Raw genomic sequence first — 15,500 nt, forward strand, 5'->3', positions numbered from 1 at the left:
GACAGCATCGTGAACAAGGTTGACAAGGGGGTTTCCCCATGAAGCGCCTACGTAGCTGCGCACTGCCCATACTTCTTACCACCCTCGCTCTAGCTGGATGTGGTTCCGGCGGGCAGACCAAGGGAGGAGGTGGCGGTGAGGCCAATCTAAAGCTGCCTCCTCTCAATGAGCACGTCGGAAACATCTCCGGGACTGCCCTGCTGTGGATCGGACTGGTGATCTGCCTGTTCGGTTTAGGGTTCGGTCTGGTGACGTATGCCAAGCTGCAAAAGTTACCCGTCCATGAGGCGATGCATGAGGTTTCCGAACTCATCTACGAAACCTGTAAGACCTACCTTAAGCAGCAGGCCAAGTTCCTCATGCTGCTGTGGGCTTTCATCGCTGCGGTTATCGTCGTGTACTTCCTGCTCCTCGAACACATGGGCGCCAAGGTACTCATCATCTTGCTGTTTAGCCTTGTCGGGATGGCGGGATCTTTCGGAGTCGCCTGGTATGGCATTCGCGTCAACACTTTCGCGAACTCCCGTACCGCCCATGCGTCACTGCGCGGTTCCCCATGGGAGACCTTCGACATTCCCATGCGTTCTGGCATGAGCATCGGCATGGTCCTCATCAGCGTCGAGTTGACCCTCATGCTCTTCATCATGCTGGTACTACCCGGCGATCTCGCTGGCCCGTGCTTCATCGGATTCGCCATCGGCGAGTCCCTCGGCGCGGCCTGCTTACGTATCGCTGGCGGTATCTTCACCAAGATCGCTGACGTTGGCGCTGACCTCATGAAGATCGCCTTCCACATCAAGGAAGATGACGCCCGTAACCCGGGTGTCATCGCTGACTGCACCGGTGACAATGCCGGCGACTCAGTCGGACCGTCCGCTGATGGATTTGAGACCTACGGCGTCACCGGTGTGGCCCTCATCACCTTCGTACTGGGAGCCGTTCCGGATCAGACGGAACAGGTCCAATTACTGGTGTGGATCTTCGTCGTCCGCGTTGTCATGCTCATCGCATCTTTCGTGTCCTACCTCATCAACAACGCCGTCGCGAAAGCCCGCTACGGCACGGTCTCGGAGATGGACTTCGAGAAGCCGCTGAGTTCCCTGGTGTGGATTACCTCGGTGATGTCAATCCTGCTGACCGTCCTGACTACCCGGTGGATGCTCGGTTCAATGGGAGACGGAACGATGTGGTGGAAGCTGTCCATCATCATCTCCTGTGGCACCCTGGCCGGTGCCCTCATTCCGGAGCTCGTCAAGGCTTTCACCTCAACGAATTCTCGTCACGTGCGTGAGGTCGTTACGAGCGCCCGAGAGGGAGGCGCTTCCTTGGACATTTTATCTGGCCTGGTTGCCGGTAACTTCTCCGGATTCTGGTTGGGCATCATCATCGTCGCCCTAATGGGCGCATCCTTCCTCGTCTCGGGCGCCGGCTCGGGCCTGGGCGACATGGGAGCTATGAGCGAAGTCAAGTGGGCAGTCTTCGCTTTCGGTCTCGTCGCCTTTGGCTTCCTCGGCATGGGTGCGGTGACGATCGCTGTCGACTCTTATGGTCCGGTGACCGATAACGCCCAGAGCGTCTACGAGCTGTCGACTATCGAAGATATCCCGAACGTCTCCGACGAGCTCAAGAAGCACTACGGATTCGCCCCCAGGTGGGACATCGCCAAGCACATCTTGGAAGCTCAGGATGGCGCTGGTAACACCTTCAAGGCCACGGCCAAGCCGGTGCTCATCGGTACTGCTGTCGTTGGCGCGACCACGATGATCTTCTCGATCATCATGATGCTCACCGAGGGCCTATCGAATGCTGCTGAGGTCAACAAACTAGGCCTGACCCACGCCCCATTCCTGCTCGGCCTCATCACCGGCGGCGCCGTCATCTACTGGTTCTCCGGAGCCTCGATGCAGGCTGTCACGACCGGCGCTTACCGGGCCGTCGAGTTCATCAAGAACAATATGCAGCTCGATCAGAACGCCACCAAGGCCTCCAGTAAAGACTCCAAGAAGGTCGTCCAGATCTGCACCGAGTATGCCCAGAAGGGCATACTCAACATCTTCCTGGGTGTGTTCTTCGCAGCCCTCGGGTTCGCTTTCGTCGATCCGTACTTCTTCATCGGGTACCTGATCTCGATTGCCATCTTCGGCCTTTACCAAGCCATCTTCATGGCCAACGCCGGTGGCGCTTGGGACAACGCAAAGAAGATTGTTGAGGTGGACCTGGATGTCAAAGGCACTGAGCTGCATGACGCTTCGGTGGTTGGTGATACCGTTGGCGACCCGTTCAAGGACACCTCATCGGTGGCCCTTAACCCGGTCATTAAGTTCACAACTCTTTTCGGCCTGCTAGCCGTGGAGTTGGCAGTGTCAATTGGTGCCGGTCTGCTGACCTACATTCTTGCCGCGGTGTTCATCCTCGTCGCTTGCGTCTTCGTCTACCGTTCCTTCTACGGCATGAGAATTGACTCGACGAAGGATCCTGACGAGTTCGGCGTCGTCGCTAAGGAGGCTGGCAGCGGGTCGTAATTGGCAGAAGGGTTCTACACTGGCCGTCGTGCCGGAAACCCCTTTGACTCTGGACCCTCACGCTCCAACAGAAGTCCTGCTTCTCGAGGACGTGAGGGTCACGTTCGGTCATGTTATTGCCCTTGATGGTCTGAGTTTGACCGCTACCACCGGCGCTATCACCGCTGTGCTAGGCCCCAATGGTGCGGGTAAGACGACGATGATGCGCTGCTGCACATCTCTCATCTCTCCCGACTCTGGACGCATCGACGTACTTGGCCATGCCCCAGGCAGCCCCGAGGCCGCCGCTGCCACCGGACTTATGCCTCAGAGCGCCGGTGCCTGGAGCGGCATCCGAGCTGGCGAGCTATTGCACTACATGGCGGGTCTGCACGCCAATCCCATCGACCCGGACCTCCTCATCGAAGCGCTAGCGATTACCCCTTTTGCGCGCACCACCTATCGACGCCTCTCCGGCGGCCAACAGCAGGCCGTCAACCTTGCCGCCGCCCTGGTTGGCCGCCCCAAGCTGGTATTCCTCGATGAACCGACCTCAGGGATGGATCCTCACGCCCGCCATCATACGTGGGACATCGTTGAGCAAATGCGTCATGACGGGGTCTCCGTCGTGCTCACTACCCACAACATGGATGAGGCTCAACGGCTGGCTGATCACGTCTGGATCGTCGATCGCGGCAGGGTCGCAACTCATGGAACTGTGCTAGAGCTCACCGCTGAGTCGAGTTTGGAAGATGTGTTCCTCACTCACACTAGTGACCGCGCAGCAGGGAGGAATTGACATGACGACACTCGATCTCCACCCCGCACCTCAGGCCGCACCGGCTGCTGCACGCGTGCGTAACCACGCTCTCACCGAGGTGCGTCTGGTGATGCGCAACGGTGAGCAGCTGCTACTGGCTCTCGTCATTCCCATCGGGATCATCGTCGCCGGGCGCTTCCTGGGCGGCCGGGTCGGACTGACGATGGACGTCTTAGCACCCTCAGTGCTGGCGCTCGCCATCTGGTCGACATGTTTCACTTCCCAAGCGATCATGACCGGTTTTGAACGTCGTTACGGGGTGCTCGAACGATTGTCCGCAACCCCGTTAGGTCGGTCGGGTCTGCTAGCTGGCAAGGCGATGGCTTATTCCGTTATCAGTCTCGCTCAGGTGATACTGCTTGTCATCGTCTCTTTAGCGCTGGGCTGGCACCCCCACGGTTCCGGCCTGGCCTGGCTCCCAACCCTGGTGAGCGTTGCGCTCGCCATGATGACATTCGGGCTCGCCGCACTGGCAATGGCCGGCTCTCTCAAAGCCGAAGTCACTCTCGGACTGGCCAACTTGGTATACATCGTCGGTCTGGTTGCAGGAGCCGTAGTGTGGCCGCTGGTGGATTACCCAAAGGCCATTCGCCCCGTCATCGCTGCCCTGCCTACTACTGCCCTCGGAGAGTCACTGCGTGCCTGGGGAGTTGGATACACTCTGTGGTGGCCACTAGCAAGCCTGGCAGGCTGGGCGATTCTGCTCGGACTGTTGGCCCGAAAGGTGTTCACGTGGATCTCATGACTGCCCGGGATCGTCGTCTGTACGGCTGGTGTATCGCAGCTCTCGTTACCAATATGGGCATCGTCGTCACGGGTGCAGTGGTACGTCTGACCGGATCGGGCCTGGGCTGCAACACCTGGCCCCACTGCACCGCCGGATCGTTCACCCCACATGAGGCGATGGGAATTCATTCCTTCGTCGAGTTCGGCAACCGGCTCCTCACCTTTGTACTTGTCGCGGTCGCTATCGGGGCTCTCGTGCGCTGTTACCGGATCAAGATCACAGCTCAACTCATGGCCCTTTGCTGGATCAACCTGGTGTCAATCGCTCTACAAGCTGTCATCGGTGGAGTTTCAGTGCGGGTGGGCCTTAATCCCTTTGTGGTGGCCCTGCACCTGCTGATGTCGGTGGCGATCATCCTTGTCAACGTCAAGATGATCTGGCTGGTCGGCCCCCATTCCAGTGAGGCCGTTGACGGACTCACGATGGGCCTAGTGCGAGCCACGGTGGCAATGATGTGCGTTGTCATGTGGCTAGGAACGGTAGTGACGGGGTCAGGGCCCAATGCCGGTGATTCGGGCTCAGCGCGCACCGGGTTCAACATCGAAACCGTCGCGCGGCTGCACGGCATCTCGGTGTGGATCACGGTGGCACTGACGATCGCCTGCCTGGTCATCGCCACAACCCGTCATCTAGCCATGATGCGTCGCTGGAGCATTATTTTGGTGTCGGTGGAGATCTATCAGGCGATCGTCGGATATTCGCAGTACTTCGCCCACCTCAACCCGTGGCTAGTTATCTGGCACATGGTTGGCGTGTCCTTAGCAGCAGCGGCAGTCGGGGCCCTGTGGTGCAGTGTGCGTCCTATGCCCTCGCCGGTACTCAACCGGCAGTCCTAAGCGTGAACTGGAAGATTGACAACCCCCTAACCGGCTACGTAGGTCGTAGCCGGTGCAGATGACCCGTCAGGGACCCGCCGCCCTCCGGCCCTGGTCAGCGCTCAGTCTCCTGTGTGCGGCAAACTAGTGGGACGCGACGAGGCACCTCCGTGAAGAGAACCGGAGGGAGTTGCAGTGGGCGGGAGAGATGTGCCGGAAGTTGGTTTTCCAGAAGTCGGCCTCCCGGAAGGAGCCAACGGGCACACGGAATTCAACCACCCCATCGGAATGGTGGAGTACCGAATACCGTCGCGCTCCCACAGAACGCCCAACGCCCCGTCGGACTGCACCGCTGCCGTGGTGTATCCGACTTCCCCGGGCATGTAGGTCTGGTGACTGACCCATGTCCGTCCGTCATCGCAGGAGACCGAGAGAGTACCGTTTACCCGTTCCGTGGCATTGCGGACATTCGTGAATAACAGGATCCTGGCTTTCGCCGACCCGGCCCGGGCATTGGGGTAGGCCCGAATGATCTGGGCGTTGTTGGTGGGGTCGATGAGGTCATCGACCAGCTTCACCGGCCCCCAGGTCAAGCCACCGTCTTGGGAATAGGCCACTTTGCGCCGACCGGAACGGGCTGCGTCCCTGGAATTGAGCATGAGGGTACCGTCGGACAGTTCCACCACCTTGTTCTCGTCCATCATTCGGCCCACCGGGTTGCCAGCATGCCAGGTGATGCCGTGATCATCGGAATAGATCGACTGGGCCTGTTGGCCGACGCTGTTACGCACCGTCATCTGGGCAATGAGACGTCCAGCGTGGGGGCCGTGGAGCAACGCTATGCCCTGCCCTGATGCCACGAATCGTGTTCGAGTGGTGGGATCCGGGGTGATCTCGCGCGTGATGTCCCGATGGGTCCAGGTGTGTCCATTGTCGGTCGAGGTAGAGACCTCGGCGTGCAGAACATGACGATCATCCGGGTCCGTGCCCACCTCCGATGTGGCGAATCCTCTGTCGTAGGACTTCACGTGAAAATTGAGGATGCGGCCCGTGGCTGGATCGACGAGATAGGAAGGATCGGAGTATCCCACCTTCCTGCGACCCGGGGTCCCGGCATGGATGACGGTTTGCGGACCCCACGTCCTACCATTGTCGCGAGAGCGGCGCTGCACGATGGAATTGGGGTTAGGCGCATCGCCGGCGCTCCCTGGACGCAGATCGTAGGAGGCCAGCAAATCGCCGTTCGAAGCGGTCGCAAGGGCTGGGATTCGGTAAAAAACGCCTGCCGGATGCTCATTGACAGCCAAATCCACGACGGGGCCAAGGAGCATCCGTGTGCTCGAATCAGCACGAACATCCGGCAGAGGTGCCGGCACTGCTGCGGGCCATGTCCGGTCGACTTTCATAATGGCTCCCCTGGCGTTGCGGACGATCTTCTTACCGAAGAAGAGATTAGTGCCCGACTGATCGGTGCTGGTGATATCACCCGTGACGAGTTTCGGCTGGGTGGTGGCCGCAACTGGGGCCGGAGCCCTGCCTGATGCCATAGCCGACTGCGTCACCATGGGAACCCCGATGACGACCATGATTCCGGCAATGGTCAACGCGCTCAGTTTCGTGGTCAGAGTCATGCCATGCTCCTTTGCATGTGGTGTTGACGTGCCTTACTAGCCGTTACGGTAAGGCCAAAAGGTACGTTACGGGGCTGCGGGGAAACCCGCCAATAACACCCGCATTACGGTCATCACAGATGAATGAGCGGATCAACCGCGATAGCCAAAAAGAGCAATGACAGATAAGTATTCGACCAATGGAATAGACCCATCGGTTTGAGTAAGGCATCACGCAGGCCAGCATTGGCACGGCGCAGCAACTGGGCCGCCTCGACGATGAATACCGCGCCTGACGCCACTGCGACGACGACGTAGATCCACCCCATATGGGCCACCGGCCACAACACCAAGGAGGTCGCCACCGTCATCACGGTGTAGATGAGGATCTGGATGGTCACTTCGGGGGCATCCCTGACCACCGGGAGCATGGGCACGCCAGCGGCTTCATAGTCTTCGCGATACCGGAAGGACAGCGCCCAAGTATGCGGTGGGGTCCACCAGAAAACGATGAAGAAGAGCACCAACGGCTCCCATCTCACGCTTCCGGTGACAGCGGTCCAACCGATAAGGGGCGGGAAGCATCCGGCAATACCGCCCCAAATAGTGTTTTGCCAGGTACGACGCTTGAGCAGCATCGAATACACGAAAACGTAAAACAGGTTGGCAATCAACGCCAGCCCAGCTGATAACCAGTTCGTGCCGAATCCCAGGATGATAGTGGCAATTATCTCCAGTATGATTCCATAAATAAGGGCACTGCGACGCGGCACTTGATGACGCGGGAGAGGACGGCGCCGAGTCCGACGCATTTTCTGGTCAATATCGACGTCAATGACACAGTTGAACACGTTGGCACTGGCAGCAGCGAAAAGTCCACCAACCATCGTCGCGATCGCCAAACCGAGCTTCGGCAAACCATGGGAGGCCAGAAACATCACCGGTAGGGTTGTTATCAAGAGCAACTCGATGATGCGTGGCTTTGTCAGAGCCACATAGGCATGCACTACATCACGACTCGACAGCCGGGGACGACCTTGCTCCTGCTCCAGCTTAGTCTCGACAGGATCGGGACGCTGAGAGGCTGGCGCCGTCGCCACGTGCGTCGTCTGGTTGCTCACGGTGTCCTTCGAAATCGAGAAAGGCATTGCGGCCGCTGCTGGGCACGGCACATCCGTGAAGTGAGAAGTGCCACGAATAGCCGTCTTGACGATTTTAGGCTTTCTGACCGCCGATGTCCTCATCACCAACCTTCCGAATGGAGTTCTCGGTGTCAGCCCGTCGCTGAACACAATCACCAGTGGTTCGACCAGCTACCGTTGAGCAGGTGGAATAACGGTTCCGCACAACATCACCAGGAAGGACGGGTGAGGTGGCAGGTCGAGACGCACCAGGAAGCACCACCAGAGCGATTAGCGGACTGCGTGGCGACCGCGTCAACCCATTGCGGGACCCCTCAGACCGCAGACTGCCACGCGTCGCCGGGCCGTGCGTTCTAGTCATGTTTGGGGTTACCGGTGACCTTTCACGCAAGAAACTCATGCCAGCTGTCTACGATCTGGCGAACCGTGGCCTACTCCCACCAGGTTTTGGCCTGGTGGGTTTCGCCCGTCGAGATTGGGAGGACGAGGACTTCGCCAAGGTCGTACACGACGCCGTGGCCGAGCGTGCCCGTACCCCTTTCCGCGAGGAGGTGTGGGAGCAACTACTCGAAGGCATTCGGTTTGTCCGCGGCGAATTCGACGATAACGACGCCTTCGAGAGATTAGCTAACACCATCCGCGAACTTGATGAGAAACGAGGCACTGGTGGTAATCACGCCTTCTACCTGTCGATCCCGCCGAGGTCTTTTGAAACGGTCATAAGCCAGCTCAAACGTCATGGCATGACCGGCCACGACTCCTCTCACTGGAGCAGAGTCGTCATTGAGAAACCCTTCGGACACGATCTGGAAAGTGCCCGCGATCTCGACGAGATCATCAGCAGCGCCTTCAGCCCAGAATCGGTATTCCGCATTGACCACTACTTGGGCAAAGAGACCGTCCAGAACATCATGGCGTTCCGGTTCGCCAACCAGATCTTCGAGCCGATTTGGAATAACCATTACGTTTCGCACGTCCAGATCACCATGGCAGAGGATATTGGCATCGCTGGTCGGGCTGGTTATTACGACGGCATCGGAGCCGCCCGTGATGTCATCCAGAACCACTTACTGCAACTTATGGCACTGACCGCCATGGAGGAGCCGACGAGTTTCGACGCCAAGCAATTGTGCGCGGAAAAAACCAAGGTTTTAGCTGCGATTCAACCGCCTGACGACATGTTCGCCCAAACCTGCCGCGGCCAATACGTGGCTGGTCGTCAAGGAGGCGAAAGGGTGCGCGGCTACCTTGAGGAAGACGGAGTCGGTCCTCGCTCCCGCACCGAAACCTATGCCGCTGTGCGGCTGACCATCGACAATCGACGCTGGGCTGGAGTTCCGTTCTATCTACGCACTGCCAAGCGAATGCCTCGACGAGTCACTGAGGTCGCCTTGAATCTGCAGCGCGCCCCGCATCTACCCTTCTCAGATACCGCAGCTCTCGGCACCAACGCCGTCGTACTGCGTATTCAGCCTGATGAGGGAGTTACTCTGAGATTCGGCGCCAAAGTGCCCGGCACCCAGATGGAACTTCGCGATGTCACCATGGACTTCGCGTATGGATCTTCCTTCACCGAGGCCAGCCCGGAAGCTTACGAGAGACTCATTCTTGATGTTCTCTTGGGCGACCCGCCACTGTTCCCCCAACATGAGGAGGTCGAATTGGCTTGGAAGATCCTTGACCCGGTACTGGATTTCTGGGCCGAGTCCAACACTCCCCCGTGCAAATATCCGGCCGGTAGTTGGGGACCGTCGGAGGCTGACGAGATGATCGCCCGCGACGGGTTCGTCTGGCGCAGGCCTTGAGGAGGAGACATGATCGTCACGCTCAACGACACCACCGCCTCGAAGATTGGTGGGGCCATCGTGGAGGCCCGTCGTACCGTTGGTTCTGGATCTGGGTTGGTTCACACCCTCATTTGCATCTGCGACTCTTCCCACTTCGATGCCGCCTTCGAGGCGGCCAGGGATGCCGCCCGTCAGCACCCGTCACGCCTCCTCATGGTCGTGACGACGCGTTCTCGTAAGGACAAGCTTGACGCCGAGGTGCATGCCGGTGAAGGCACCCCCGGGGATGTCATCGTGCTGCGGTTTTCCGGAGCCATGGCGAAGCGTCCTGCCTCAGTTATCCTTCCGCTGCTACTCTCGGACTCCCCCGTCATTGCGTGGTGGCCCTTCTCCGGCCCTGATGACCTCGCCTCGGACCCCATCGGAGCCCTTGCAGACCGCCGCATCACCGATTCGGCAGCTGACAAAGATCCGTGCAAAGCCCTCATACGCCGTGCGGCTCACCTGACCGAGGGTGACTCCGACCTGTGTTGGGCTCGCACCACCAGCTGGAGAGCCCTAGCCGCAGCAGCTTTGGATCAACATCCAGCGACCGTCGAGTCCGCTCGAGTAGAGTCAGCCGCCGGTAATGCGCCGGCGATGCTGCTGGCAGCCTGGCTAGGATTGCGTCTCGGCGTCCCGGTCGAGCGGGTGACAACCGACGCGCCCGGCATCTCCGCGATCGTCATGTCGACCTCAGGTGGTGACATCGAGATACGCCGTCGCAGCGGCAGATACGCCGTCTACCGGATCCCGGGAGAACCAGCGCGCGGAGTAGCCCTGGACCGTCGTGAGGTACAGATGCTCATCGGTGAGGAGCTTCGTCGGCTCGGCCCCGACAAGGTGTTCACCGCTGTCATGGCTGAAATTCACGATGGGGCGGGCCGAATCTCATTGACAAATGATAGGGATGAGTCATGACAAGCCGACGCCTCATGCGGTACCAATCCACCCAGGGGCTGGCCGAGGGGGTTGCCCACCGGCTAGTACAGACGATCGTCAGGATTCAGGCCGCGCAGGAACGTATCGACCTGTGTCTCACCGGCGGGAGGATCGCCAATATCGTCTATGCCGCTATGGAAGACGTTCCCGAATGCGCCAAGATTCGTCCGGACCAGTTACACGTCTGGTGGGGTGACGACCGATTCGTCCCCACCGGTCATCCCGACCGCAATTCCCTACAAGCTCTGTCCCTATTGTCGTCAGCTATCCGTCTGGACCCTTCAAAGACCCACGTTATGCCCGCCGCCGACGGCAAAGCCGATCCCGACGAGGCCGCCTATTCCTACGCCCAGGAGCTCGGTGGCGTCGTCTTCGATATTTGTTTGCTGGGGATGGGTACCGACGGCCATGTTGCTTCCCTGTTTCCAGGCCATCCCTCCTTCAATCCCACAACGGCCGCGCTGGCTGTTGGTGTCACGGATGCTCCCAAACCTCCGCCGGATCGTCTCTCAGTTACGATGCCCGTCATCAACAGGTCGAAACGAGTCTGGTTCCTTGTCAGTGGGCCCGAAAAAGCTGAGGCTGTCGAGAAGGTTTTTGCTGGAGACGAGTCCTTGCCGGCTACCTGGGCCAACGGCACTATCGAGACGAGTTGGATGGTCGACCATGACGCCTCGATCGGTCTACCAAGGTACAACTGCTCGCTGTGATGCCGCGGTAACTACGGCGTCACCATGGCCGTAGCCCCGTTGCGTGGTCCAGCGGCTCACAGACCGGACGACCGGGCAACTGATCGGCACAGCCATCGGCGACGGGTCATCCACATTGTAGATGACATATCAATTACTGTGGTGAACCCGACTAAGATGTTAGATATGGACTCTCAACCATCGTTGCGCTCTTCCACAGTGCGCGACTGGGCGGGCCTGGCGGCCCGGATCATCCTCGGTGCCACTCTTCTCGTTGCGGGCATTATCAAGGCCACCGATATAGACTCCACGATCTGGTCGGTGCGTACCTACCAGATCGTGCCGTGGGACCTCGCCCCCGTCATCGGCTGGACGATGCCGATCCTCGAGATCATCGTCGGACTCATGCTCATCTTTGGTATCGCAACACGCTGGTCTGGTCTTCTCGGCACCCTGGCTATGGTCGTCTTCATCGTCGGGATCTCCTCGGTGTGGGCGCGCCACATCTCGTTGGGCTGCGGGTGCTTCGGCAATGGCGGGCCTGTCGACCGAAATTGGGACCTCACCCAGCGCACTTATGTCCTGGACATCCTGCGTGATCTCGGCCTCACCTTGTGCGGAGTATGGCTAGTTATCCGACCCCGCTCGGCACTGTCCGTGGATCACTGGATTACTAGCTGAGCATGAGTGATCAACCGGTTCGGTTACCCGACCGGCTACCATCATGTGCGACACATCATCGATGGCACGAGGGGATTTCAACCAATGGCTGATAAAAAGGCAACTGCGACCACCTCTAAACGGGCCGCCCTGCGCGCCCAACGGGAAGCTCAGGAATCGGCCAAGAAGCGCCGCCGGATCATCGGCGTCACCGCAGGCGTTGTCATCATCGCGATGGTAGTCGTCGCAGTCGTCTTCGGGCTGAACCACAAGTCCGACGATGTGCCGACCACTGGCCAGATCACTCCGCCTTCGGCTACCAAGGACGGCGTCTACACCCTCAATCCTGACAAGGTGAAGGCCGGAGCCCCTACAGTCACGGTGTTCCAGGACTACCAGTGCCCCGCATGTAAGGGTGCGGAAGATGCGCTCGGCAAGCCTCTCAATGAGCTATCGGCCGAGGGAAAGATCAAGCTGGAATACCACACCCTCACCTTCTTGGATAGCAATCTGCATAACGACTCCTCCACTCGCGCCGCGATGGCCGCTGCTGCCGCCGACGTCGTAGGTAAGTTCGAGGCCTACCACGACGTCGTCTACCGCCACCAGTCTAAGGACGAGGGCGCGGGCTACACCGATGAGCAACTGCGCAAAGAATTCGCCGCCGAAGCCGGCATTACCGGAAGTAATCTCACCAAGTTCCAGCGCATCTACGACAACAAGCAGACTGAACAGTTCGTCAAGAACGGCAACGACAAGGGGCTGCAGGAATTGCAAAAGTCCGGTAATACCGGTACTCCCGCCTTCCTCATCAACGGAAAGTCGTGGGACGGTTGGGCGGATTTCATGCAATCCGTTCCTTCCGCCGACGAACTGCTCCAAGCCATTAAGAAGGCCCACTGACATAGGGGCATTGATTTTCCACAATCCATCGTGACAAGGGGCCGAGGCAGGCCCGAGGCTCCTCGTCACTATTACCCTGGGCGACTGGCGAATACCACTCGTCTAGCGACCTGTCCGAGTCGAACACTAGAGTTTGGAATATGACCTCACAAACCTTTACCACCTCATCTGCCACGCCTCCGACGCGCGGTGTCGTACCCGATAAACCGGCCCTCGAAGGTCTGGAGGTAAAGTGGGGCAAAATTTGGGAAGACGAGCAGCTCTACGCCTTCGACGCCACTGCAGTTGACTCGCGCGAGCAGGTGTTTTCCATCGATACCCCGCCTCCCACTGTCTCAGGCCACCTGCATCCCGGTCACGTCTTCTCCTACACCCACACCGACACTGTTGCCCGCTATCAGCGGATGCGTGGCAAGAAGGTTTTTTACCCGATGGGTTGGGACGACAACGGTCTTCCGACTGAGCGTCGCGTGCAGAACTACTACGGCGTGCGCTGTGATCCCTCGCTGCCGTACGACCCCGACTTCACCCCGCCGAGCAAACCCGACCCCAAGCGTCAGGTGCCAATTAGCCGTCGCAACTTCGTCGAGCTGTGCGTCGAGTTGACCGCCGTCGATGAAAAAACTTTCCAGGACCTGTGGCGGGCTGTCGGCTTGTCTGTGGACTGGAACCAGCTCTACACGACGATCTCGCCAGAGTCGCAGCGGATCGCCCAGCTGGCCTTCCTCCGTAACCACGCCCGTGGCGAGGCGTACTTGTCTGACGCCCCCACTCTGTGGGACGTCACCTTCTCCACCGCCGTCGCCCAGGCTGAGCTCGAGGCTCGCGACTACCCCGGTGCTTACCACCGCCTTGGCTTCCACCGTCCCAACGGTGAGGACGTCTTCATCGAAACCACCCGGCCCGAGTTGCTGGCCGCCTGCTGCGCCCTCATCGCTCACCCCGACGACGAGCGCTATCAGCACCTCTTCGGCACCACCGTCACCACTCCGCTGTACGGGGTCGAGGTGCCGGTGTTGGCTCACTCGGCTGCTGAGATGGACAAGGGCGCCGGCATCGCCATGTGCTGTACCTTCGGTGACCTCACCGACGTTGCTTGGTGGCGGGAATTGCAACTGCCCACCCGCACCATCATCGGTCGTGACGGACGGATCCTCTCCGAGACCCCGCAGTGGATCATCGACGCCGGATCCGCCGAAAAATACGAGACAATCGCGGGCAAGACCACCTTCACCGCCCGTAAGCTCGTCGTTGAAGCCCTCGTGGAGTCCGGCGAGATGGACGGTGAGCCCAAGCCTACCCAGCGCAAAGCCAACTTCTACGAGAAGGGCGACAAGCCGCTGGAGATCATCGGCACCCGGCAGTGGTACATCCGCAACGGTGGGCGTGATGACGATCTGCGCAACGCCTTGCTGGAGCGCGGCCGGGAACTTGAGTGGGTCCCTGAGCACATGCGTCACCGTTATGAGAACTGGGTCGAGGGGCTCAATGGCGACTGGCTCATTAGCCGTCAGCGGTTCTTCGGCGTCCCCTTCCCAGTGTGGTATCCGCTGGGCACCGACGGCGAGCCCGACTATGAGCACCCGCTATTGCCTGACGAATCTGCCCTCCCAGTGGATCCAGCTTCCCAGCCACCATCCGGATACCAAGAATCTCAGCGCGGTGTCGCCGGCGGATTCATTGGTGACCCCGACGTCATGGACACCTGGGCCACGTCCTCACTGACTCCCCAGATCGTCACCGGTTGGGAGCGCGACGCCGATCTGTTCGCTAAGACCTTCCCCATGGACTTCGCCCCCGAAGCCCACGACATCATCCGCACCTGGGTGTTCTCCCGTGTGGTGCGGGCGCATCTAGAGAACGGTGTGCTGCCGTGGAAGCGCGCCGCGATCTCCGGGTTCGTCACCGACCCTGACCGCAAAAAGATGTCAAAGTCGAAGGGCAATACCGTCGTCCCGACCGAAATCATTGATCAGTTCGGTGCCGACGCGGTGCGCTGGCGTGCCGCTATGGCCCGTCCGGGCATGGATTCCCCTTTCGACAAGGCTCAGATGAAGGTCGGACGCCGTCTGGCCATGAAGATCCTCAACGCCTCAAAGTTCGTTCTCGGATTTGGCGAGGGCGGTCAAGTCTGCGACATCACCAACCCGGCTGATCTGTCGATGCTAGCCGGGCTGCGCCAGCTCATCGCTGAAGCGACCGAAGCATTCGACAAATTCAACTACACCGCTGCCCTGGAGGTCTGTGAGCAATTCTTCTGGACCTTCTGCGACGATTACCTCGAGCTCATCAAAGAACGCGCCTACGACTCCGAGGGGGCCGACAACGCAGGTGCGCTGAGCGCCCGGACTGCACTGCGTCTAGCCCTTGACGTCATGCTCCGGCTATTTGCCCCGTTCCTGCCCTTCGTCACCGAGGAGGTCTGGAGTTGGTGGAAGGACGGCTCAGTGCACACCTCCTCCTGGCCGACCACCGACGAGATTCCCGTCACCGGCGACGTCGACCTCATGAGCGACGTCTCGGCTGCCTTGGTCGAGTTGCGTGGGGTGAAGTCGACTCACAAGGTTCCGATGCGCACCCCGATCCTTTCGGCCCGTATCAGCGCCCCAGCTTCAGTCATCGCGAACCTCAAGGCCGTGGAATCCGACTTGGCCAAGGTCTCCAAAACCGAGTCCTTGACGTTCCTCGCCGAGGGAGACGAGTTGATCTTGGAGGCCGAGTTGGGCGAGCCTCCAGCCAAACGCAAGAAGTAAGGGGATCACAACCTCCTGATCCGTTCCACATCCCGGAACCAGGGAAAAGGGG

General features: G+C 59.7%; 13 protein-coding genes. 10 read left to right on the top strand and 3 right to left on the bottom strand.

Annotated elements, in window-relative coordinates:
* The first annotated feature begins 38 nt into the window (after window positions 1-38).
* Genes ACOYO3_RS09070 through ACOYO3_RS09085 form a run of 4 tightly spaced genes read left to right on the top strand, consistent with a single transcriptional unit; the run spans window position 39 to window position 4,944 of the window.
* Window positions 39-2,522, top strand: a complete 2,484-nt coding sequence (locus ACOYO3_RS09070) for a sodium-translocating pyrophosphatase (RefSeq protein ID WP_427305857.1) — start codon at window positions 39-41, stop codon at window positions 2,520-2,522.
* Window positions 2,523-2,565: 43 nt separating this feature from the next.
* Entirely contained in the window at window positions 2,566-3,300 is a 735-nt protein-coding gene (locus ACOYO3_RS09075) for an ABC transporter ATP-binding protein (RefSeq protein WP_002524799.1), read from the top strand.
* Window positions 3,275-4,066 carry an ABC transporter permease gene (locus ACOYO3_RS09080; RefSeq protein WP_002524800.1) on the top strand — a complete coding sequence of 264 codons (792 nt, stop codon included), beginning with the start codon at window positions 3,275-3,277 and terminating at the stop codon, window positions 4,064-4,066. The genes ACOYO3_RS09075 and ACOYO3_RS09080 overlap by 26 nt, the downstream gene beginning before the upstream one ends.
* Window positions 4,063-4,944 carry a COX15/CtaA family protein gene (locus ACOYO3_RS09085; protein WP_002519276.1) on the top strand — a complete coding sequence of 294 codons (882 nt, stop codon included), beginning with the start codon at window positions 4,063-4,065 and terminating at the stop codon, window positions 4,942-4,944. The genes ACOYO3_RS09080 and ACOYO3_RS09085 overlap by 4 nt, the downstream gene beginning before the upstream one ends.
* 101 nt (window positions 4,945-5,045) lie before the next feature.
* Here the strand turns inward: ACOYO3_RS09085 and ACOYO3_RS09090 are convergent, their stop codons facing one another.
* The 3 genes from ACOYO3_RS09090 to ACOYO3_RS09100 all read right to left on the bottom strand — a co-directional run bounded on the left by ACOYO3_RS09090 (window position 5,046) and on the right by ACOYO3_RS09100 (window position 7,880).
* Window positions 5,046-6,554, bottom strand: coding sequence for a sialidase family protein (locus ACOYO3_RS09090; protein ID WP_002525574.1), 1,509 nt, complete (start codon window positions 6,552-6,554; stop codon window positions 5,046-5,048).
* Between the two features lie 113 nt (window positions 6,555-6,667).
* A complete protein-coding gene (locus tag ACOYO3_RS09095; protein WP_002524802.1) occupies window positions 6,668-7,681 on the bottom strand; it encodes a heme o synthase in 1,014 nt (337 codons plus the stop codon).
* Window positions 7,682-7,748: 67 nt separating this feature from the next.
* Entirely contained in the window at window positions 7,749-7,880 is a 132-nt protein-coding gene (locus ACOYO3_RS09100; protein ID WP_002526442.1) for a hypothetical protein, read from the bottom strand.
* A gap of 25 nt (window positions 7,881-7,905) precedes the next feature.
* On the opposite strand from ACOYO3_RS09100, the gene zwf reads away from it, so the two are divergent.
* From zwf to valS, 6 genes are all read left to right on the top strand, one after another.
* On the top strand, window positions 7,906-9,480 hold the full coding sequence (zwf, locus tag ACOYO3_RS09105) for a glucose-6-phosphate dehydrogenase (RefSeq protein ID WP_014167017.1): 1,575 nt from the start codon (window positions 7,906-7,908) through the stop codon (window positions 9,478-9,480).
* 9 nt (window positions 9,481-9,489) lie between these two features.
* On the top strand, window positions 9,490-10,422 hold the full coding sequence (locus ACOYO3_RS09110; protein WP_002516967.1) for a glucose-6-phosphate dehydrogenase assembly protein OpcA: 933 nt from the start codon (window positions 9,490-9,492) through the stop codon (window positions 10,420-10,422).
* Window positions 10,419-11,153 (top strand): 6-phosphogluconolactonase, encoded by a 735-nt coding sequence (gene pgl, locus ACOYO3_RS09115; protein WP_002518421.1) that lies wholly within the window; start codon window positions 10,419-10,421, stop codon window positions 11,151-11,153. The genes ACOYO3_RS09110 and pgl overlap by 4 nt, the downstream gene beginning before the upstream one ends.
* Window positions 11,154-11,309: 156 nt before the next feature.
* The gene (locus ACOYO3_RS09120; RefSeq protein ID WP_002524804.1) at window positions 11,310-11,813 is read left to right on the top strand and encodes a DoxX family protein; all 504 of its coding nucleotides are present in this window, start codon (window positions 11,310-11,312) and stop codon (window positions 11,811-11,813) included.
* 84 nt (window positions 11,814-11,897) lie between these two features.
* Window positions 11,898-12,695 carry a DsbA family protein gene (locus ACOYO3_RS09125; protein WP_002524805.1) on the top strand — a complete coding sequence of 266 codons (798 nt, stop codon included), beginning with the start codon at window positions 11,898-11,900 and terminating at the stop codon, window positions 12,693-12,695.
* A 140-nt stretch (window positions 12,696-12,835) separates the two neighbouring features.
* Window positions 12,836-15,448, top strand: coding sequence for a valine--tRNA ligase (gene valS / locus ACOYO3_RS09130; RefSeq protein WP_002518356.1), 2,613 nt, complete (start codon window positions 12,836-12,838; stop codon window positions 15,446-15,448).
* The last annotated feature ends 52 nt before the right edge of the window (window positions 15,449-15,500 follow it).

It is taken from the genome of Cutibacterium sp. KBN10P07758 (assembly GCF_050286205.1).
GTDB lineage: Bacteria > Actinomycetota > Actinomycetes > Propionibacteriales > Propionibacteriaceae > Cutibacterium > Cutibacterium acnes.